We start from the raw sequence: 18,609 nt of genomic DNA, 5'->3' as shown, positions 1-18,609 counted from the left end.
CCTTGAAAAAAAATACATTAATCAAAGTAAAAAAAAACCGTCAAAAGCCACGCACAAAAGCCAGTAGTGAGATACTCTTTATTGCGCTTGTCGCGATTGGTCTTATTTATTTAGCAGCACTACTTACTCATTCTTCCCACGAAAACCCGTGGTCTGGCGACGTAGCCCTTGATGCATCAGTTGCTAATTTGGCCGGCATCTTTGGTGCCTATTTAAGTGATATTTCCTTATCTATTCTGGGTTTTAGTGCCTATATCATTCCAATAGCACTTAGCTGGTTTGGCTGGTGTGTTCATAAAAGTGCGGAGCAACCCAAGTCGCCCAAGACAATTATATTAATCCGAAATTTTGCTCTTATTGTTCTAATTGCTTTTAGCAGTGCCTTTCTTGCTCAAAATTTCGCCAATATGGGCTCCTCAGGAGGTTATCTTGGTATTAGCATGCACGATTACTTTGGTGTTCTGTTTGGTGGCGCTTCGTTTATTGTTTATCTGGGCATTATCATGGTGAGTTTTAGTATTGTTGCTAGCGCTTCTTGGATTAATATTTTTTCTTTTACTGGTAGTACGCTGGGTGCTTTTTTTACCAACATTCAACAAAGACGCGCCAAAGCTAAACTCAACAAACCAGAAAAACTTAAGATCACACCTAAGCCGACAGAAAGACCAGGTGTTGTCGCCAAGGTTAAGGCGGCTCAAGTTAAGAAAATAAAAAAAGCTGCCTCTTCAAATTTATTTAACACAACAACAATTGCAGGCCTGCCTAGCTTAGATTTACTGGACGAGCCCGTTAACAATACCCGTGGTTTTTCTGAACAGGTATTGGAAAATATGTCCCGACAAGTTGAACTAAAGCTTAAAGATTTTGGTTTTGACGTCACCATCACAACGGTTACTCCAGGGCCAGTTGTTACTCAGTTTGAGCTTTCCTTGGCACCAGGTGTCAAGGTATCACAAATCATGAATCTTAATAAGGACTTGGCTCGTGCTTTATTGGTTGAGAGCGTGCGTATTGTTGACGTGATTCCTGGCAAGCCTGTCATCGGCTTGGAAATTCCTAACGAAACACGAGAAATGATCAGCCTTAAAGAGGTGCTTGCGTCTGAAGAGTTCTCAAAATCTCACTCTCCGCTTTCTATGGGCTTAGGCAAAGACATTAATGGGCAACCTATTGTTGCCAATTTGGCAAAAATGCCTCATCTATTGGTGGCTGGTGCTACGGGAATGGGTAAGTCGGTAGGGTTGAATGCCATGATCTTAAGTGTGCTTTATAAAGCCAAGCCTGATGAAGTTCGCATTATCATGATCGATCCGAAAATTGTTGAATTAGCTATATATGCAGATATCCCACACCTATTAACACCCGTTGTTACCGACATGAATGAGGCAGCATCAGCACTCTGGTGGTGTGTCAATGAGATGGAGCGTCGCTATTCATTACTGGCTAGATTCGGTGTTCGAAATATTGATGGCTTTAATGAGAAGCTTAAAAAATCCAAAGAAAAGGGTGAGCCCTTACTAGACCCAAGTTTTAATAAAAATACAGCACAGGAAGGTGAAGAAGCACAAGAGCTAAAAGCATTGCCACTTATTATGCTGGTGATTGATGAGTACGCCGATATGCTGGGCGCATTGGCTCAAGAGGATCGTACTAAAGCCAAACGCGTTGAAGCTCTAATTGTACGTTTGGCTCAAAAGGCGCGTGCTGCTGGCATTCATATTATCATTGCTACTCAGCGTCCAAGTGTTGATGTTATAACTGGTCTTATCAAATCTAACATACCAACTAGAATTGCTTTTAAAGTCTCAAGTAAAGTAGATTCTCGCACCATTCTCGACCAAGGTGGCGCTGAACAATTACTAGGTATGGGCGATATGCTTTATATGAGTCCCGGTGCGGCACATCTAACTCGAGTACATGGCGCTTTTGTTGATGATGATGAAATTTTGCGTGTGGTAAATTTCTTAAAAGAAAGTTCAGAAACTAACTATCTTGATGGCGTCTTAAATGCACATAGTGAATCACAAGATTCTCATAGTACTGGTGGCACAACTTCAACGCCTGGTGGGGAATTAGACTCTTTATATGATGACGCTGTTCAAATTGTTACCTCGTCACGCAGGGCCTCTATTTCAAGCTTACAGCGCCGTATGCGTATTGGTTACAACCGAGCGGCTCGTATTATCGAAGATATGGAATCAGCGGGTGTTGTAAGCACCATGAACAGTGCGGGCAATCGCCAAGTGCTTGCGCCAGAGCCGATTAATACAGATGACTAATTTTCTGGCTGCTTTAGCCCTATGCTTTTCCAGCATGGCGATAGCAAATAGTGAATTTAGTGATTTTTTTAATTCGTTTGAAACACTTAGCGCAGACTTCACTCAACAAACCCTTAGTGAGTCAAGCACACCTTTAACTAAGACCTCTGGTTACCTACACTTTAAGCGCCCCAATTCTTTTGTTTGGCAAACCAAAACGCCAATTGAGCAAACATTATTGCTAAATAATCATGAGTTGTGGCTCATTGATACAGAATTAGAACAGGCAAGCCAGCAAGCCACAAATGATTTAAAAAATACTCCTTTATACTGGCTGATGAATCGCCCTGAAAACTTACAAGATTTACCGCAGTTCACTCATAGTGAGCTAGGGGTTAATTGGTATCAAACTAAGAAGAGTAATCAGCTAAGTTTTGGATTTCGCAACAAGACATTGAACGCCATTCGATTAACAAACCAACTAGGTCAAACAATTCAGGTTGTCTTTAGCGCAATAATCCTTAATCCTGAGCTAAATGAACGTATTTTTGCCTTGAACTTAGCGCCTGGTTTTGACGTTATTAGATAATTTTAGAAAACTGGGTTTCAGTATTGTCTACCGATTTCTTTAAAAAGGGCTTCCAAATAAGGCCCTGATTTGGCTTTATCCTTGGTAACGACTTTATTACAACCACAATAAAAACACATAGTATCGCAATATGGAATATGGCAATACAAAGAAATTGAACCATTGTGTTCGTTGCTTAGCGCTACTTGCTTTTGATAATCTTACTCAGTGAGTGCTGAAAAATAACAAGGGCTTGGTTTAATAGGGTGGGGCTAATCTTTCGATTAACCCCGGGGAGAGGCTTACAATTGTATCAAGAATAAATTAAGATTCCTTGATTTAGGTCAATATATTGTTTAATTTGAGCCATATTTTTCTTTTTTCTGCTACAATTTAGCCACATGACTCCCACTCAAAAATATATCGATAAATATCATGGTTATCTTCTTAGTCTACCTATTTTTAAAAATTTAACTCAAGAAGCGTTAGGGGGCTTATTTGCGGCTTTGAAAATTAAGTATTTTCAAAAAGGCGAGGTTGCTTCCTTTAGCTCTACTGAACATTCTAGACTGTATATTAATTTCGATGGCCTGTTTAAATTGACAAAAATTGATCAACGAGGCAATGAGCTTGTTTTGAAAATAGTTGGCCTTAAAGATGTTGTTTCACCTATGCATTTTTCACCTCATTATGATGTAACCGCGGTTTTTGTTAAAAAAACCACTTTATTTTACTTTCCACAAGAGGCTATTGCCAAAGCCATGGCTGAGCATCATCAATTTTCGCTAAATATTGTTCAATATTTAGCTGAAAGCGTCCAAAGCCTGATGCTTAGTGCGGAAGTATTACAGCTAAAAACTGCCAAAGAAAAAGTTGGTTGGTATTTAGTACATTCTAAAGCTAATGGCACTTTCGAGTTGCCTTACTCAAAATCCTTAACGGCTGCTTATTTAGGAATGCAGCCAGAGTCTTTTTCTAGAGCATTGTCTGAGCTAAAAAAAGACGGCATTGTTTTAAATAATAAAAAAATATTACTCGATAATGGTGATGAACTTTGCACCTATTGCGATCCAGTGACTGGATCTAATTGTGCCTTTTTCAAAACAGATCATTGCCTGCACACTTAATCAATTATTTCGGAAATAATGAAAATCAACTGATTTTCTATATTAAATACCATTTTTTGTATCGAAAATAACCTGTAAATAGCTGTTTGAGGCATAAATTAGGGCTATTTATTAGACTTTCACTCTCTTCTGTCAAAAATTTCTGGTTTTTCGAAAACAAGCAATATTTCTCAAAAAAACCTTATCAATATCCGCCAATCATTTCCTTATTTGATTTTTGTTAATATTAATACTATGGTTTATCGGATTTAAAAACGAAAAAACCCATAGCAAATGCTATGGGTTTGAATATGGTGCCGAAGGCCGGACTCGAACTGGCGACCTACTGATTACAAATCAGTTGCACTACCAACTGTGCTACTTCGGCAATAAACGCAAATTATACCAAGAAGTTACATCTACTATTAAAAAAATAGCTCGGTATTTTATATATTTTTATAGACTAAAAAAATACCTTAATCAAGAGGTGTTTCATTGATGTTATTGCCTATATTTCCTAGTAAAAATATAAGTAAGTTTTGTTCTATTTAGCTTCTGACTTAATAGCTGGAACTGGAACTCCACCGCCTAACTGATGAACATAAACCACAAGCTTCTTAAGTTGTACTGCATCGATCACACTAGACTGGCCAAATGCTGGCATTACCGCGTCTTGGGTTTGCGCATCATGACCTTGGTTAACTCCATGAAGAATCGTGCGCACAACCGAGGCATGCTGGTCTTCTGCCTTAAAACGATAAATACTATCGCTCAAATTAGCCGAGCCTAGCATCTGATTACCTGCCAATGTTGGACCATGACAACCAATACAACCCTTGCTCATGTAAAGTGCTTTCGAAGCAGGGTTAGGTTTACCTTGGGAGCCCTTGCCTGTTTCAATTAAGAAAGTTGCTAGTTCATCAGCCTGCTCATCAGTAATACCAAGCATACGGGCTGGCATGTTACCCTTACGACCAATGATAAGTGTTTGCTCAATCTTAGCTAATGATCCACCATATAACCAATCATCATCAGCTAAGACTGGAAAGCCCTCATTACCCTGGCCACTAGCGCCATGACAAGCGGCGCAATTATCACCAAATAACGTCTTAGCTGTTTTAACTGCATAGGTTTTTAGTTCTTCATCACGAATAATGTCTTCTAGTGAAGAGTCTGCAATGGCTTGTTCGGTTGCTGCAAATTTCTTTTCACGATAAGCTTCAAGCTCTGCAACGCTTTCATCCATCTCTGTAATTTGAGTCCATCCTGCTGTACCCTTATAATGCTCTCCAAACCAAGGGATACTTGGATAGTAGAATGAATAAACAACAACCGCTACAAGCCCAATAAACATAGCTTGCATGTACCATCTTGGCGGACGGTTGTTTAGCTCTCTTAAGTCTTGTTCGTCATCCCAAAAGTGTCCTGTATTATTTTCACCTGGGTAGGGGTTTTCATGTTTACTCATTATCTGTTCCTCTTAACGTTCATCATCATCATTAACGAAATTTCGTAAGTCTTCAAATTTTTGCTTATTTTTTGGCCTGAAAGAATAAAAATAAGCGGCGGCTAATAAAACAAATACCACAACAGCTGTAACAGCGCCAATTTTATCAATTAAAGTCATTATTCGCGGTAAGTAACGCCGTTCTCAAACTTAATCATTGTGCCCAATGACTGCAAATATGCAACCATAGCATCCATTTCAGTCTTGCCTTTCACAGCTTGTGCAGCGCTGGCAATATCTGTCTCTGTATATGGGACGCCAACTTTAGACAGGCCTTTCATATGCGTAGCAATCTCATCACCATCAACCATCGCATTATCTAAGAATTTATATTTAGGCATTACTGACTCTGGCACTAAAGCCTGAGGATGGCGCAAATGAAGAATATGCCATTCGTCGGAATACTTACCGCCTAAACGAGCTAGATCAGGGCCTGTTCTTTTAGAGCCCCATTGGAATGGATGGTCATATTTAGACTCTACCGCTAATGAAAAGTGCCCGTAGCGTTCTTTCTCATCTCTAAATGGACGAATCATTTGTGAGTGGCATAAATAACACCCTTCACGTTGATAGATGTCACGACCAGCCACCTCTAATGGCGTATTTGGACGCACACCATCACCTGGCTTCCAATCATCTAAAGTCTGGCCTTCGGCTCTTTGCCATAAAAGACTTTGAGTAGTGCCATCAGCTAATATAACCTCATCCTTGACCGTTTCCGGATTAGTGAATAAAGGTACAATTTGTACGATACCCGCTAATGAAACTGCTAGAGCCATAAACAAGTACATAGCAAAGATGTTCTTTTCAAACTTTGCTTGTATGCTTTCTTTTCCGTTATGATTTGACATTATCTATCCCCTCTTATGCGCTAGCTGTTTGTAATGAATTCGACTTGCGAATCGTGCTAACAATATTAACTAGCATGATTATTGCGCCGGTAAGAATCAATACGCCGCCTGACGTTCTCATGACATAGTAAGGGTGCATTGCAGATACAGACTCTGCAAATGTATACGCTAATGTTCCATACTCATCATAAGCTCTCCACATCAAGCCTTGCATGATGCCAGAAACCCACATGGCAACAATATATGTAACCGTACCAATCGTATGAATCCAGAAATGCGTTGCTAATAGTTTTTGATTAAGTTTAATGTTGTACATTCTTTCAATCATATGATAAAGCGCACCCGAAGCCACCATAATGTTCCAGCCTAAAGCGCCAGAGTGCACATGACCGATAGTCCAATCAGTGTAATGAGACAATGCATTAACATTTTTAGCCGCCATTACTGGACCTTCGAAAGTAGACATTGCGTAAAAAGCTAGTGACATAATTAAAAAACGCAAAATATAGTCTTCACGCAATCGATCCCATGCACCTGATAAGGTCAAAATTCCATTTAACGCACCACCCCATGATGGAATAATCATTGCCAGTGAAATAGTTGCGCCTAAAGAGCCGGCCCAATCTGGCAACGCAGTGTATTGCAAGTGGTGAGCGCCCAACCATACATAACCAAACATTAGGGCCCAAAAATGAATAACTGATAAACGATATGAGTAAATTGGCCTCTCTGCCTGCTTAGGTACAAAGTAATACATCATGCCTAAAAAGCCTGCAGTTAGGAAAAATCCAACTGCATTATGCCCCCACCACCATTGAATCATAGCATCTTGTACACCGGAGAAAATTGAGTAAGACTTAAACCAGTCCACTGGAATTGACAGATTGTTCACCACATGTAAGTAAGTGACCATCACCATCATGCCCAAGAAGAACCAGTTTGCTACATAAACATGTGGCACTTTGTTACGGTCACGAATATGAATAGTCATAACGAAATTGTACAAATATGACGCCCAAGATAGCGTAATCAAAATGTCGATAGGCCACTCAAGCTCGGCATATTCTTTTGACTGAGTTAATCCTAGAGGCAGTGTAATGACAGCAAGTGCGATAACAGTATTCCACGACCAAAATGTAAACCAGGCCATTTTGTTAGACCAAAGACGAACCTGATTAGTTCTTTGAACAATATAAAAAGCTGCCGCCATAAGTGCTGAACCACCAAAGGCAAAGATTACTGAATTTGTATGTAGCGGTCTTAAACGACCAAATTGAAAATATGGAAGATCCGTGCCTAAATCATTAAGGTAAGGAAATGCCAGCTCAGCAGCAATATACACACCGATTAACGTGCCTATTACCAAATAAACAGAAGACATGATCGTAAACCATTTGACGACGCTTAAGTCATACTTTTCTGATAAATTCATGAATATTCCTCTTTATTTTATTATTTAATTAACAACTTTAATCTTAATGGTTCAATTAAGTCGGTATGTTATTTTACATTGGATTTAATGATACCGTCAAATTTCACTGAGCTTCTTGATATAAATCAATTTATAGAATTTTTTAAGCGCTAGAATTAAAAGCGGTCAATGTAGCTTAGTTATTCTTTTCTAAGAAGCCTCAAGGAGATAAATAGCAAAACAAACGCCATTAAAAACCACTGTAAAGCGTAGCCTAAATGCTTGTCAATGCTGCCGTAAAACGGCTTCCACTGCCTGAAAAAACCATTGCTAGCATTGACGTCCAATTGCGCCAGCATAGGGACGAACTGATAGCCAGATAACAAAGAAAATTGATCTAGATCCAGAGACTGAATTAAAATTGGAAAGCTCGTATTAATGTCTTGTGCTGTTAATTGAATACGCTTTTGAGGTTTAATTAATCCAACCTCAATTGTTCTTGGCTGACTATCTATGACGATATCAATAAGTTCGTCACGTTTTCCATACCAGGGTACAAAACCTCGATTAACCAAAATCGCAGAATTTTTATTTAAAATAAATGGCGTTAAAACATAATAGCCCGCGTTACTATTAACTATCTGATTGTCATAGATAAACTGTTTATCCGAATCAAAATAACCATTAAGCAGCACTTTATAATGCTCTTTAGAATTTATATTCTCAGGTTTTAAAAGTTTAGCAGGGCTTGATTGGGCTAAAACTATAGCATTCTCTATAGCTCGTTTTTCATCTGCGCGATCTAGCTGCCAAAAGCCTAACGACACTAATCCTGCGAACGTTAAAGTAATCAAAACTGCTGGCAACATAAAACTACGTTTAATCATTTTTGTGCAATAGGTGCATCGACCATTATCATATTAGGTTCAATCCATCCCATATAACCAGAAAATAATACTAGTATAAATAATAAAACAGATAAAGACACTCTTGTAACTAATGACTTAAACATTTTATCAGAGCCCTCTTTGCCGCCCCTGACCATTCCAATTAAGCCAAAACCTAGCGCCACTAATATGGCAATAACAATTAAAACAATAACAAATTCTGTCATAAACAACTCCCGATATTTTCTTGTAATAAAAAGGCCCCAATAAAGGGGCCTTTTTATTGTTCTAACTAACTATTATAGCCAGTAAACAAAAATAAATAGACCTAACCAAACTACGTCTACAAAGTGCCAATACCAAGCGACACCCTCAAATCCAAAATGGTTATCTGCATTAAAATGCCCCTTCTGAACACGATATAAAATAACAGTCAACATAATCACACCAACAGTTACATGGAAACCGTGGAAGCCTGTCAGCATATAAAAAGTAGAGCCGTAGATTCCAGAGGTTAATTTCAGGCCATCTTGGTAAGCGTGGCCATATTCCATAATTTGGAAGCCTAGAAAAGCAGCGCCCAAAGCGATGGTAGCTACTAACCAACCAACAATCTGGTTGCGATTACCAGCACGTAGCGCGTGGTGGGCATAAGTTAGCGTAACGCCTGAAGCTAGTAGTAAAGCAGTATTAAGTGCTGGTAAGCCCCATGGATTAACAACCATTGCAGGCGTTGCAGTTTCAATGCCACTAGCAGGAACAGCAGGGAAGCTCAATACAGTGCCTGACTGCAGAGCAGTATCAGTTACAGAGCCTGGTGCCATGAATGCCATTTGATGCCATGAAGCACTAAATGAATTCCACAAATCTGGAGTAAAGATATTATTATCTGCGCCGCCTAGCCACGGAACTGAAAGCTCTCTTGCATAGAATAATGCACCAAAGAAAGCTGCAAAAAACATCACTTCAGAGAAAATAAACCAGCTCATACCCCAACGAAAAGAGCGATCGACTTGCTTATTATAAATCCCGCTTGTGCTTTCATTAACCACTTGACCAAACCAACCAAACATCATGAACACTGTAATTGCAAAACCAAGCGCCATTACTGAGGCTCCCCATTCTACACCATGCATTTGATTAGCAAAACCAACAAATAATGTTGATACGCCGATTGAGCCAATAATTGGCCAGTAGGTTCCTTCTGGAACATAATATTCTTCTTCGTTCATTTACTCTCCCTCACTTTTATTTATCAAGTTTAAAAAAATTGTATGACAAACTTATATCTTGAATTCGCTCATCCAACTCTGGTTCCACAACAAATCTTAACGTCATTTCTAGCTCTTCATTTGGCTGAAAGACCTGCCTATTAAAACAAAAACACTCTAGTTTTTTAAAGTGCAGAGCTGCATCCGTTGGAGCAACACTTGGCACTGCTTGACCAATAACAACTTGATCAGTGTTATTTTTTGCAATATAACTAGTTGTGTAAAACTTACCAGGCACAACCTCCATTGATTTAATTTTTGGATTAAACTGAACAGGGAAGCCTCCCATTGTCATTGCAAAAAAACTGACGTCTACCTTTCTATCCTCTTTAACCTCGTATTCCTGCTCAGTATCTACTCGACCAGACGTACCATTAAACCCTGTTATTTCGCAAAAAACGTCATAAATTGGCGGCATGATTACAACTGCAAATATAAACATGAATATTGGAGCTGATACCAGCTTAATCCAAAACCATTTTTTAATACTGCTTCTTGTCTTCAAATTTTCAGCCATAAAACACAATTGTTGCAGCAAAAATTCCTATCGCAATTGCTGCAAAAATCATTACCGTAACCATAACGCCTTTTTTTTGTTCATCCATTACGAATGCTGAGATTCTGCTTCAATAAGCTTTCTTGATGGTGGCTTATTAAAACTATGGTAATCCGCTTTTGGAGCAAGTGTCCACTCTAAGCCTTTAGCACCTTCCCAAGGTCTTGAAGTTGTTGGCTCGCCATTACGAATACAGTCAACCAAAATATAAGTGAACAGAATAAATGAAGCGCCGAATGCAAAGCCACCAATTGATGAGATCATATTAAAGTCAGCAAACTGCAACGAATAGTCTGGAATTCTTCTAGGCATTCCAGCTAATCCTAAGAAGTGCTGAGGGAAAAATAATACGTTAACGGAGATAACTGCCCACCAAAAATGTACCTTTGCCAAGCCTTCGTTATACATTCTTCCAGTCCATTTAGGTAACCAGTAGAACGTTGCAGCAATAATTGACCATAGTGCACCGGTAACTAGTACATAGTGAAAATGTGCAACTACAAAATAAGTATCATGATACTGAATGTCTGCAGGCGCTATTCCTAACATTAATCCAGAGAAACCACCAATTGTAAACAAGAAAACAAATGATATAGCCCATAACATTGGGGTTTCAAACGTCATTGAACCTCGCCACATTGTTGAAATCCAGTTAAACACTTTTACGCCCGTAGGCACAGCAATTAGCATGGTTGCATACATAAAGTATAGCTCGCCTGCAACTGGCATTCCAGTCAGGAACATGTGGTGTGCCCATACGATATACGACAAGAAGGCAATCGAAGCTGTTGCATATACCATTGATGAATACCCAAATAAAGGCTTGCGTGCAAATGTTGGAATGATATGAGAAACCACTCCAAAAGCCGGCAAAATCATAATATAAACCTCAGGGTGTCCAAAGAACCAGAAAATATGCTGGAACATTACTGGATCACCACCACCGGCAGCATCAAAAAATGATGTACCGAAGTTTCGGTCTGTCAGCATCATAGTTACCGCACCAGCCAAGACTGGCATTGCACCAATTAATAGGAACGATGTAATTAACCATGTCCATACAAATAAAGGCATGTCCATTAACTTCATGTCAGGTGCGCGCATATTTAGCACTGTTGCGATAATATTAATCGCACCCATAATTGATGAAAATCCTAATAAGTGAACTGCAAAAATAAAGAAGTCAGTACTATCAGGCGCAAAGGTTGTTGATAATGGTGCATAGAATGTCCAACCAAATGCTGGAGCGCCGCCTTCCATAAAGAATGTGCTAAGTAAGATGCCACCAGCAAAAGGTAGTATCCAAAATGACCAGTTGTTCATTCGTGGTAGCGCCATATCTGGTGCACCAACCATCATTGGAATCAACCAATTACCCAAGCCAACGAATGCCGGCATAATAGCTCCAAAAACCATAATTAAGCCATGCATAGTAGTCAGCTGATTAAAAAAGTGTGGATCCATTAATTGAAGCCCAGGCTGTAGGAGCTCCATACGGATGCCCATTGCAAGTGCGCCACCAATAAGTAGCATACTAAATGCAAACCACAAGTAAAGCGTACCAATGTCTTTATGATTCGTTGTTTTAACCCATCTCATTAAGCCTTTTTCAGGGCCATGGTGATGATCGTCATGAGAAGCTGTTGCTGTTGTCATAATATTTCTCCTTTAATTATCGTGCAGACTTAATGTCTGAAGGTTGAACTACACTGCCAGTATTACCAAAACCATTTCTTTCATAAGTAATAACTGAAGCTAAATCTGCATCGCCTAACATTTTGAATGCTGGCATGCCTCCTTTACCATGAAGTACTAAGTTCACATGCTCTGACGCTTGGCCATTAGCAATAGGTGAGCCTATCATGGCTGGGAAAATAGGCGGCATTCCTGAGCCATCTTTCTTATGACAGCCTGCACAATTAGTTTCATAGACGTCTTTACCTTTGGTCATTAACTCTGATGTAGTCCATGTTTTAGTTGCACTAGCAACAGCAGCAGCAGCAGCAGCTTGCTCTTTAGCAACCCATATTGCATAGTCTGCTTTTGATACAACATCAACTACAATTGGCATAAAGCCATGATCCTTACCACATAGCTCAGCACATTGACCGCGATAAGTTCCGATTACATCGGCTTGAGCCCACGCATCATTGATAAAACCAGGGTTAGCGTCTTGCTTAACACCAAATGCTGGAACCCACCAATTATGGATAACATCATTTGAAGTGATTAAAAATCGAACAGATGTATCAACTGGAATTACGAGGTGCTTATCCACTTCTAACAAATAATTCTCTGGCTTGTCTTTAATGTCTTTTCTTAAGGAATTTTTTGAACTTTTAGCTAGATTAGACATAAAGCTGATTCCTTCTTCCGGGTAATCATATTGCCACTTCCACTGGTGTCCAGTAACTTTAATACTCATTTCAGCCTTAGAAGTGTCTTCTAAATCAATCAGCGTTGCAGTAGCAGGGATTGCCATTCCAATTAAAATTACAACTGGAATAAGTGTCCATAGAATTTCAGCTTTAGTGCTTTCGTGGAACTGGGCTGCAACTGCACCTTTAGATTTCCTATGGGCAAACACAGAGTAAAACATTGCACCAAATACAATGACTGCAATGACAACACAAACCCAAAAAACCATCATGTGTAAGTCATAAATATCTCGACTAATTGACGTGACGCCTTTAGTCATATTTAGTCCGTATTCTGAAAATACTGCTGTAGAAGTTAATGCTATAACAGATGCTACAACCTTTGCTAATTTTTTCATATATCCCCTTCAGTTAAAAGTGACCGCTTGCTTAAAACGACAAACTGGTCGAAAAAAATTTATTCAAATGATACTGTATTTCTTGTTATGAAACATTAAATATGCTTAATAAAGTTATATAACCCTTTGATTATATTAGCAAATTATTATATAATTTATAAATTATAATGTTGACAAGTGTTAAGATAGATGGTTTAATCTTGACCCATTAAACTTACAAAAGTGGAATGCAGATGTTAGCAAAAACAGCTAGAATGAAAAAAAATTCAGGAGTGAAGGCGCCTATTAATTATATTGGCTTAAGCTCCCCAATAACCTGGGTTACTAAGGCTTTTAAGGATGTAATGTTCTGCCCAAAAGTAGCTATTTTTTATGGCAGTCTATTTACTTTAGTTGTTTATAATTTATGGAATTTTTTATTAAGTTCTGCCATATTACATGATGTCGCTGCACCTTTGATAGCTATGGTTATTTTAATATTAGGCCCCATGTCTGCCATTAGCCTTTATGACGTTTCTAAGAAGATATCTAATGGTGAAACTCCGACCCTTGGAACCGTATTAAAGGCATCTATTAAATCAAATGGCTCTTGTCCTTCAATTTTTTTATCTATAATTTTGATGGTAATTGCTGTTAGCTGGATGGTTTTTTCTCCACTAATTTATACTGTCCTGCATGCCGGCACATTAAACATTATTAATTCTGACCAAACTATCATCCAGGGCTTAGTTGCGGATTTTCTTAATGGCACTAATATGGTATTTGTTGTTGTTTACTCAGTGTTTACTTTGGCGTTGGCGTTGATCGCCTTTATGATTAGCTGGTTCTCATTTCCAATGGTTCATGACCAGGATGTGGATCCGTTTACAGCGATTAATACCAGTTTAAGAGCTGCATCAAAAAATACTTTGGTGATGATCCCTTGGATTATGTTTGTGAGTGTTTTTGTAATACTCGGTCTTCTAACGCCTTACTTTATAGGTCTTGTCATTATTATTCCTGTCCTAGCTCATGCAACTTGGCATGCATATAAAGAGATGATTGGCGATATAAAGTAAGACTCAACTATAAACACACATCTACTTTTATAGTAAACTATCTTTTTTTTAAAAAATTAGTTTACTATGTATAGCAAACTTCTAAAATTATCAATTATTCTTGCACTGGTGGTAGTGATACTTGGTGCTTTTGCCAGGCTAAGTGATGCTGGTTTAGGTTGTCCTGATTGGCCAGGTTGCTATGGACAAATCCTGGTCCCTGATCTAGCTGATGGCACTCAAATTGAAGGCTATGAAAGACCACTTGAAGTGCACAAAGGTTGGAAGGAGATGGTCCATCGTTATGCAGCCTCCATTCTAGGACTAGTAATTCTTATATTATGGCTGTTAGCTGTAAGAAGAAAAACGCAGCGTTTCCAGTCTATGGCACTGCCAAGCTTTACCGTGCTGTTCGTCATTTTACAGGGTATGTTTGGTATGTGGACCGTCACACTAATGGTGCACCCCGGTATAGTTACCACTCACCTTATTGGCGGCTTTACAACTAGCGCCTTGCTCTTCTGGCTGTATCTTAATCAAAACAATCAAACCAGCGCGTATCATCATGTCCTAAAACGACATAAGTATTTACTATTGCTATCTTTGCTTGTGCTTAGTATTCAAATAATTCTGGGCGGTTGGACTAGCACGAACTATGCAGCTTTGTCTTGTGGTGACCAATTTCCAACCTGTTTAAACTCTTGGTGGCCAGACATGGACTTCTCCAAAGCTTTTTACTGGGGTCCAATTGGCACGGAGCATGACTATGAGTATGGTGTTTTAGAAAATGAAGCGCGCGCTGCTATTCAAATGATCCATCGCATTGGCGCCTTGGTAACAGCAAGCATATTAGCTTTTCTTATTTTTTCATTGAGGCGCTACAACCACTTAAAAAATTACCTATTGGTCATTGGCGGGCTTCTCATTGCTCAAATATCACTAGGTATATTAAATGTTGTTTTATCACTACCAATGACGCTAGCAGTATTACATAACGCTGTGGCTTTACTGTTACTGCTAAGCATCATAGGCTTAATACATAAAATATTTAAATCAACTAATTAATAAGCGTCTGCCCCATGATCACTCCTAATAAAACTAAAACACGCAACACCTCTATCGCGCTTACTCTTGGACTTGGTCTTATAGTGACAGTCTACTTCTTATTAATGCCAGGTGCTGATCAGTTTAATGAGCTGAAAAAGCAAGTGGTGCCTACTGTCTCTCTATACTCAAACCCTAAAGCCTTAGATGTGAATCTTGAACTGCTTAATGACAGCAAGTCCCTTAAATTATCTGAAGTGGTTAACAATAAATGGTCGATTTTATATTTTGGCTACACCTCTTGTCCTGATGTATGTCCAACAGATTTAGCTGTCTTAAATCAAACTATTAGAAACATGAATCTGGCTGACAAACTGCAGGTAATTTTTATCTCAGTTGATCCGGCTAGGGATATTGGAAAGTTGCAAAATTTTGTGGAGCGATTTAACGCAGACTTTATTGGGTTAAGCGCTAAAGACGCCGAGTTAAGAAAGCTAACGAAAGCTTTGGGCATATATCATGAAGTGGCCCAAACAAAACAAAGAGCAGCGCAAGATCATTCTTCACATGAGCCTAAAGAGGGAAAAATGAAAATGAGCATGCCGTCAGAAAAATCTCACGATCATTCTATGGAAGTCGCGCAGCCGGCAAACAACTACCTAATTGACCATACTGCTAGCTACTTATTGTTAAACCCTGATCTTGAACTGATAGGGCTTTTAACTAACCCGCACAATGCATCAAAAATGGCACCAGCATTAGATTTGATTATTGAAACTCTAGATTAAAACGACTATGCAGATATGGCGAACTTAACAACAGCCATTACAATTACAATAAAAACAATAGTCATTATCAAGCCGACAATAATATAAGGCCATGGACCTTGTTTTTCGCTCCGTTCAAAGTCTTTGATTAAGTCTTCTTTTTTGCCAATACCAATCATGGCTGAAGTTACTGCTTTAAATACTTGCCCCAATCCGTTCATAATAGTCCTTTCTTATAGAGTAGTAATAAGCCAATAATGGTCCACCAATAGAGCGAGGAAAATCAGCATTAGATAGTTAATCGAATAGGTAAAAGTTTTCCAGGCAATCTGCACATCTTTTGGACGAGTAATAATATTAACCGCATACCATAAAAAAATTGCTCCTAAAACTAAGGCAGAGACCAGATAAATCAGCCCTGACATACCTGTAAGGTAAGGTAAGACCGTAACCACTACTAATAAAATGGTATAAAGTAAAATTTGTCTCTTGGTATAGGCTATGCCATGCGTCACTGGTAGCATTGGAATGTTAACCTTTTTGTACTCTTTAACTCTGTGAATCGCCAACGCCCAAAAATGTGGCGGCGTCCATATGAAGATAATCAAAAATAACAAGAGTGCGAACTCAATATTTTGACCACCTGTAATTGCAGTCCATCCTAATACAGGTGGCGCTGCACCAGCGGCACCCCCGATAACAATATTTTGTGGTGTAGCTCTTTTTAAATATAAGGTATAAATAACCGCATAGCCAATTAATGAAATAAATGTCAGGACCATTGTTAAGGTGTTGACAAATAATTGCAATATTCCTAGGCCAAGAATACCCAATAGAACACCCCAAGTCAGCGCCTGGAATCGACTAACCTTTCCCTGTGGCAAAGGCCTCTGGTCAGTTCTCGACATTTGTATATCGATCTTTTCATCGACCACATGGTTGAATACGGCTGCGGAGGCAGAGGCTAACCCAATACCTAATGATGCATTTAGCACCAGTAACCAGTCTGGAAAATAAGGTGCAGGTACTGCTAAAAACATACCAACAACTGCCGTTAAAAGAATCAGCGAAACTACTTTCAGTTTACAAAGATCTAGTAAATTAGAGATTAAGCTTATAAAGTTTATAATCATTAGCCGATACGAGAGAGTTTAAAGAGGCGTTTCAAATCTTTGATCACCTGCTTAATAACCAGTCCCTCAGGATTATAATGAAGCATAATATTACCAAGCGGGTCGATTAAAAACAAATGGTTATTTGGAAAACTGTTTAATTTTTTCATTAGATTGGAACTACCACGCGCGATTAACATCTGTGAATCTATGTTGTCCGCCTTAGCATTAGCTATTAACAAATTTTGAATTCGACGCATGTTTTCATTAGTTAATATACGTATTGTTTTCATATCCTCAAGTGTCTTTAGGCAAGACTGCTCACACTTATCAGTCACATAAGCCAGTGTCCATATGCCTTGAAGACTTGCATCATATGCCTCATCAATAACAATGTCTTTCTCTGTCGTACTAATAACAGGATTAACAAACTCACCGTAATTAACGGTACTTTGAGTAAAAGAAGTGGGGCTCAGATAGAAAAAAGCGGTGCCGAAACCAATTGGCAGTACAAAAGAGGCCAGCAATACCCATAGCTCTTTTTTAGAATTCATAAAAACCTTTTTTTAAAATTTGGGTAATAATACACTTAGATGCTCTCAATATAAAGATAGATTTAATTTTTAAAGACGAACCTCAATGCCGTTTGCTTGCATGGCAAGTTTTGCCTGCTTTACCGTATATTCACCAAAGTGAAAAATACTGGCCGCTAAAACAGCATCGGCGCCGCCCTTTAAAACCCCCTCAGAAAGATGTTCTAAGTTGCCGACACCGCCTGAGGCGATAACAGGCACAGTAACCGCATCTGATACTGCCTTGGTTAATTCAAGATCAAAGCCTGTCTTGACTCCGTCACAATCCATAGAGGTTAATAGTACTTCACCCGCGCCATACTCTCCTTCTGTCATTTTTATCGCCCACTCAACTACATCAATCCCTGTTGGCTTGCGACCACCGTGTGTAAAAATCTCCCACTTATTGGGTGTGCTTGATACTTTTTTAGCATCAATAGCAATTACAATACATTGAGAGCCAAATTGTTTACTGAGCTCGTTAATCAAATCTGGATTAAAAATAGCAGCCGAATTAACAGCTACTTTATCGGCACCGGCATTCAACATAATACGAACATCTTGCGCTTTACGAATGCCGCCACCCACAGTAAGTGGAATAAAAACCTGTTCAGCAATGCTTTCTACCATGTGGATTGTGGTGTCACGGCCCTCATGCGAAGCTGTAATATCTAAAAAAGTAATTTCATCGGCACCTTGCTCATCATAGCTTTTGGCCACTTCGACAGGATCTCCAGCATCTTTAATATCAATAAATTGAACACCTTTAACCACTCGGCCATCACGCACATCTAAACAGGGAATAATTCTTTTTGCTAAACTCATAGGTTGAATTTTACATCTCAAAGTTTGTTATGTGGCCAATTATGACTCTATAGGTATAATT

At 39.0% G+C, this 18,609-nt stretch carries 20 protein-coding genes and 1 tRNA gene; 6 read left to right on the top strand and 15 right to left on the bottom strand.

Going from position 1 to position 18,609, the window contains the following annotated elements; translation table 11 throughout:
• Positions 1-2 precede the first annotated feature (2 nt).
• The 3 genes from N9Y32_01470 (at position 3) to N9Y32_01460 (ending at position 3,953) form a co-directional block, all read left to right on the top strand.
• Entirely contained in the window at positions 3-2,279 is a 2,277-nt protein-coding gene (locus tag N9Y32_01470) for a DNA translocase FtsK 4TM domain-containing protein (GenBank protein MDB2589683.1), read from the top strand.
• Positions 2,272-2,847: an outer membrane lipoprotein chaperone LolA gene (gene lolA, locus N9Y32_01465; GenBank protein MDB2589682.1), complete on the top strand. Its 576-nt coding sequence runs from the start codon at positions 2,272-2,274 to the stop codon at positions 2,845-2,847. The genes N9Y32_01470 and lolA overlap by 8 nt, the downstream gene beginning before the upstream one ends.
• A 380-nt stretch (positions 2,848-3,227) precedes the next feature.
• Complete coding sequence (locus N9Y32_01460; GenBank protein MDB2589681.1) at positions 3,228-3,953, top strand: Crp/Fnr family transcriptional regulator; 726 nt, start codon at positions 3,228-3,230, stop codon at positions 3,951-3,953.
• Between the two features lie 291 nt (positions 3,954-4,244).
• Here N9Y32_01460 and N9Y32_01455 read toward each other — a convergent pair.
• The 11 genes from N9Y32_01455 to coxB form a co-directional block, all read right to left on the bottom strand.
• Positions 4,245-4,320 (bottom strand) — tRNA-Thr (locus tag N9Y32_01455).
• Positions 4,321-4,476: 156 nt separating this feature from the next.
• Positions 4,477-5,400 carry a cytochrome-c oxidase, cbb3-type subunit III gene (gene ccoP / locus N9Y32_01450; protein ID MDB2589680.1) on the bottom strand — a complete coding sequence of 308 codons (924 nt, stop codon included), beginning with the start codon at positions 5,398-5,400 and terminating at the stop codon, positions 4,477-4,479.
• 12 nt (positions 5,401-5,412) lie between these two features.
• Positions 5,413-5,559, bottom strand: coding sequence for a cbb3-type cytochrome c oxidase subunit 3 (locus N9Y32_01445; GenBank protein ID MDB2589679.1), 147 nt, complete (start codon positions 5,557-5,559; stop codon positions 5,413-5,415).
• Positions 5,559-6,290 (bottom strand): cytochrome-c oxidase, cbb3-type subunit II, encoded by a 732-nt coding sequence (gene ccoO / locus N9Y32_01440; GenBank protein MDB2589678.1) that lies wholly within the window; start codon positions 6,288-6,290, stop codon positions 5,559-5,561. Before ccoO ends, N9Y32_01445 begins: the two co-directional genes overlap by 1 nt.
• Positions 6,291-6,303: 13 nt before the next feature.
• Entirely contained in the window at positions 6,304-7,722 is a 1,419-nt protein-coding gene (gene ccoN / locus N9Y32_01435; GenBank protein ID MDB2589677.1) for a cytochrome-c oxidase, cbb3-type subunit I, read from the bottom strand.
• Between the two features lie 179 nt (positions 7,723-7,901).
• Positions 7,902-8,588 (bottom strand): SURF1 family protein, encoded by a 687-nt coding sequence (locus tag N9Y32_01430; GenBank protein ID MDB2589676.1) that lies wholly within the window; start codon positions 8,586-8,588, stop codon positions 7,902-7,904.
• Positions 8,585-8,815, bottom strand: coding sequence for a twin transmembrane helix small protein (locus tag N9Y32_01425; protein ID MDB2589675.1), 231 nt, complete (start codon positions 8,813-8,815; stop codon positions 8,585-8,587). Before N9Y32_01425 ends, N9Y32_01430 begins: the two co-directional genes overlap by 4 nt.
• Positions 8,816-8,887: 72 nt before the next feature.
• On the bottom strand, positions 8,888-9,820 hold the full coding sequence (locus N9Y32_01420) for a cytochrome c oxidase subunit 3 (GenBank protein MDB2589674.1): 933 nt from the start codon (positions 9,818-9,820) through the stop codon (positions 8,888-8,890).
• A 16-nt stretch (positions 9,821-9,836) separates the two neighbouring features.
• The gene (locus tag N9Y32_01415; GenBank protein MDB2589673.1) at positions 9,837-10,376 is read right to left on the bottom strand and encodes a cytochrome c oxidase assembly protein; all 540 of its coding nucleotides are present in this window, start codon (positions 10,374-10,376) and stop codon (positions 9,837-9,839) included.
• An 87-nt stretch (positions 10,377-10,463) separates the two neighbouring features.
• A complete protein-coding gene (ctaD, locus tag N9Y32_01410; protein ID MDB2589672.1) occupies positions 10,464-12,071 on the bottom strand; it encodes a cytochrome c oxidase subunit I in 1,608 nt (535 codons plus the stop codon).
• 16 nt (positions 12,072-12,087) lie between these two features.
• A complete protein-coding gene (gene coxB / locus N9Y32_01405; protein ID MDB2589671.1) occupies positions 12,088-13,191 on the bottom strand; it encodes a cytochrome c oxidase subunit II in 1,104 nt (367 codons plus the stop codon).
• A 233-nt stretch (positions 13,192-13,424) separates the two neighbouring features.
• Here coxB and N9Y32_01400 point away from each other — a divergent pair, with 233 nt between their 5' ends.
• The 3 genes from N9Y32_01400 (at position 13,425) to N9Y32_01390 (ending at position 16,060) form a co-directional block, all read left to right on the top strand.
• Complete coding sequence (locus N9Y32_01400; protein MDB2589670.1) at positions 13,425-14,249, top strand: DUF2189 domain-containing protein; 825 nt, start codon at positions 13,425-13,427, stop codon at positions 14,247-14,249.
• A 66-nt stretch (positions 14,250-14,315) separates the two neighbouring features.
• Complete coding sequence (locus tag N9Y32_01395; protein ID MDB2589669.1) at positions 14,316-15,293, top strand: COX15/CtaA family protein; 978 nt, start codon at positions 14,316-14,318, stop codon at positions 15,291-15,293.
• A 14-nt stretch (positions 15,294-15,307) separates the two neighbouring features.
• Positions 15,308-16,060 (top strand): SCO family protein, encoded by a 753-nt coding sequence (locus N9Y32_01390; protein MDB2589668.1) that lies wholly within the window; start codon positions 15,308-15,310, stop codon positions 16,058-16,060.
• Between the two features lie 5 nt (positions 16,061-16,065).
• Here the strand turns inward: N9Y32_01390 and N9Y32_01385 are convergent, their stop codons facing one another.
• The 4 genes from N9Y32_01385 to hisF all read right to left on the bottom strand — a co-directional run bounded on the left by N9Y32_01385 (position 16,066) and on the right by hisF (position 18,548).
• Positions 16,066-16,260, bottom strand: a complete 195-nt coding sequence (locus tag N9Y32_01385) for a DUF2970 domain-containing protein (protein MDB2589667.1) — start codon at positions 16,258-16,260, stop codon at positions 16,066-16,068.
• Positions 16,261-16,272: 12 nt separating this feature from the next.
• Complete coding sequence (gene cyoE, locus N9Y32_01380; GenBank protein ID MDB2589666.1) at positions 16,273-17,172, bottom strand: heme o synthase; 900 nt, start codon at positions 17,170-17,172, stop codon at positions 16,273-16,275.
• Positions 17,172-17,705, bottom strand: coding sequence for a hypothetical protein (locus N9Y32_01375; protein ID MDB2589665.1), 534 nt, complete (start codon positions 17,703-17,705; stop codon positions 17,172-17,174). Before N9Y32_01375 ends, cyoE begins: the two co-directional genes overlap by 1 nt.
• 69 nt (positions 17,706-17,774) lie before the next feature.
• Complete coding sequence (gene hisF, locus N9Y32_01370; protein MDB2589664.1) at positions 17,775-18,548, bottom strand: imidazole glycerol phosphate synthase subunit HisF; 774 nt, start codon at positions 18,546-18,548, stop codon at positions 17,775-17,777.
• Positions 18,549-18,609: the final 61 nt, after the last annotated feature.

It is taken from the genome of Candidatus Thioglobus sp., assembly GCA_028228555.1.
Taxonomy (GTDB): Bacteria; Pseudomonadota; Gammaproteobacteria; order PS1; family Pseudothioglobaceae; genus Thioglobus_A.
Note: the sequence above shows the minus strand (reverse complement) of the source record. Positions and strands in the feature narration are given on the sequence as shown.

Coding starts and splice junctions, on each gene's coding strand:
- lolA (MDB2589682.1), top strand. CDS start 2,272: ATGACTAATTTTCTGGCTGCTTTAGCCCTATGCTTTTCCAGCATGGCG.
- N9Y32_01460 (MDB2589681.1), top strand. CDS start 3,228: ATGACTCCCACTCAAAAATATATCGATAAATATCATGGTTATCTTCTT.
- ccoP (MDB2589680.1), bottom strand. CDS start 5,400: ATGAGTAAACATGAAAACCCCTACCCAGGTGAAAATAATACAGGACAC.
- N9Y32_01445 (MDB2589679.1), bottom strand. CDS start 5,559: ATGACTTTAATTGATAAAATTGGCGCTGTTACAGCTGTTGTGGTATTT.
- ccoO (MDB2589678.1), bottom strand. CDS start 6,290: ATGTCAAATCATAACGGAAAAGAAAGCATACAAGCAAAGTTTGAAAAG.
- ccoN (MDB2589677.1), bottom strand. CDS start 7,722: ATGAATTTATCAGAAAAGTATGACTTAAGCGTCGTCAAATGGTTTACG.
- N9Y32_01430 (MDB2589676.1), bottom strand. CDS start 8,588: ATGATTAAACGTAGTTTTATGTTGCCAGCAGTTTTGATTACTTTAACG.
- N9Y32_01425 (MDB2589675.1), bottom strand. CDS start 8,815: ATGACAGAATTTGTTATTGTTTTAATTGTTATTGCCATATTAGTGGCG.
- N9Y32_01420 (MDB2589674.1), bottom strand. CDS start 9,820: ATGAACGAAGAAGAATATTATGTTCCAGAAGGAACCTACTGGCCAATT.
- N9Y32_01415 (MDB2589673.1), bottom strand. CDS start 10,376: ATGGCTGAAAATTTGAAGACAAGAAGCAGTATTAAAAAATGGTTTTGG.
- ctaD (MDB2589672.1), bottom strand. CDS start 12,071: ATGACAACAGCAACAGCTTCTCATGACGATCATCACCATGGCCCTGAA.
- coxB (MDB2589671.1), bottom strand. CDS start 13,191: ATGAAAAAATTAGCAAAGGTTGTAGCATCTGTTATAGCATTAACTTCT.
- N9Y32_01400 (MDB2589670.1), top strand. CDS start 13,425: ATGTTAGCAAAAACAGCTAGAATGAAAAAAAATTCAGGAGTGAAGGCG.
- N9Y32_01395 (MDB2589669.1), top strand. CDS start 14,316: ATGTATAGCAAACTTCTAAAATTATCAATTATTCTTGCACTGGTGGTA.
- N9Y32_01390 (MDB2589668.1), top strand. CDS start 15,308: ATGATCACTCCTAATAAAACTAAAACACGCAACACCTCTATCGCGCTT.
- N9Y32_01385 (MDB2589667.1), bottom strand. CDS start 16,260: ATGAACGGATTGGGGCAAGTATTTAAAGCAGTAACTTCAGCCATGATT.
- cyoE (MDB2589666.1), bottom strand. CDS start 17,172: ATGATTATAAACTTTATAAGCTTAATCTCTAATTTACTAGATCTTTGT.
- N9Y32_01375 (MDB2589665.1), bottom strand. CDS start 17,705: ATGAATTCTAAAAAAGAGCTATGGGTATTGCTGGCCTCTTTTGTACTG.
- hisF (MDB2589664.1), bottom strand. CDS start 18,548: ATGAGTTTAGCAAAAAGAATTATTCCCTGTTTAGATGTGCGTGATGGC.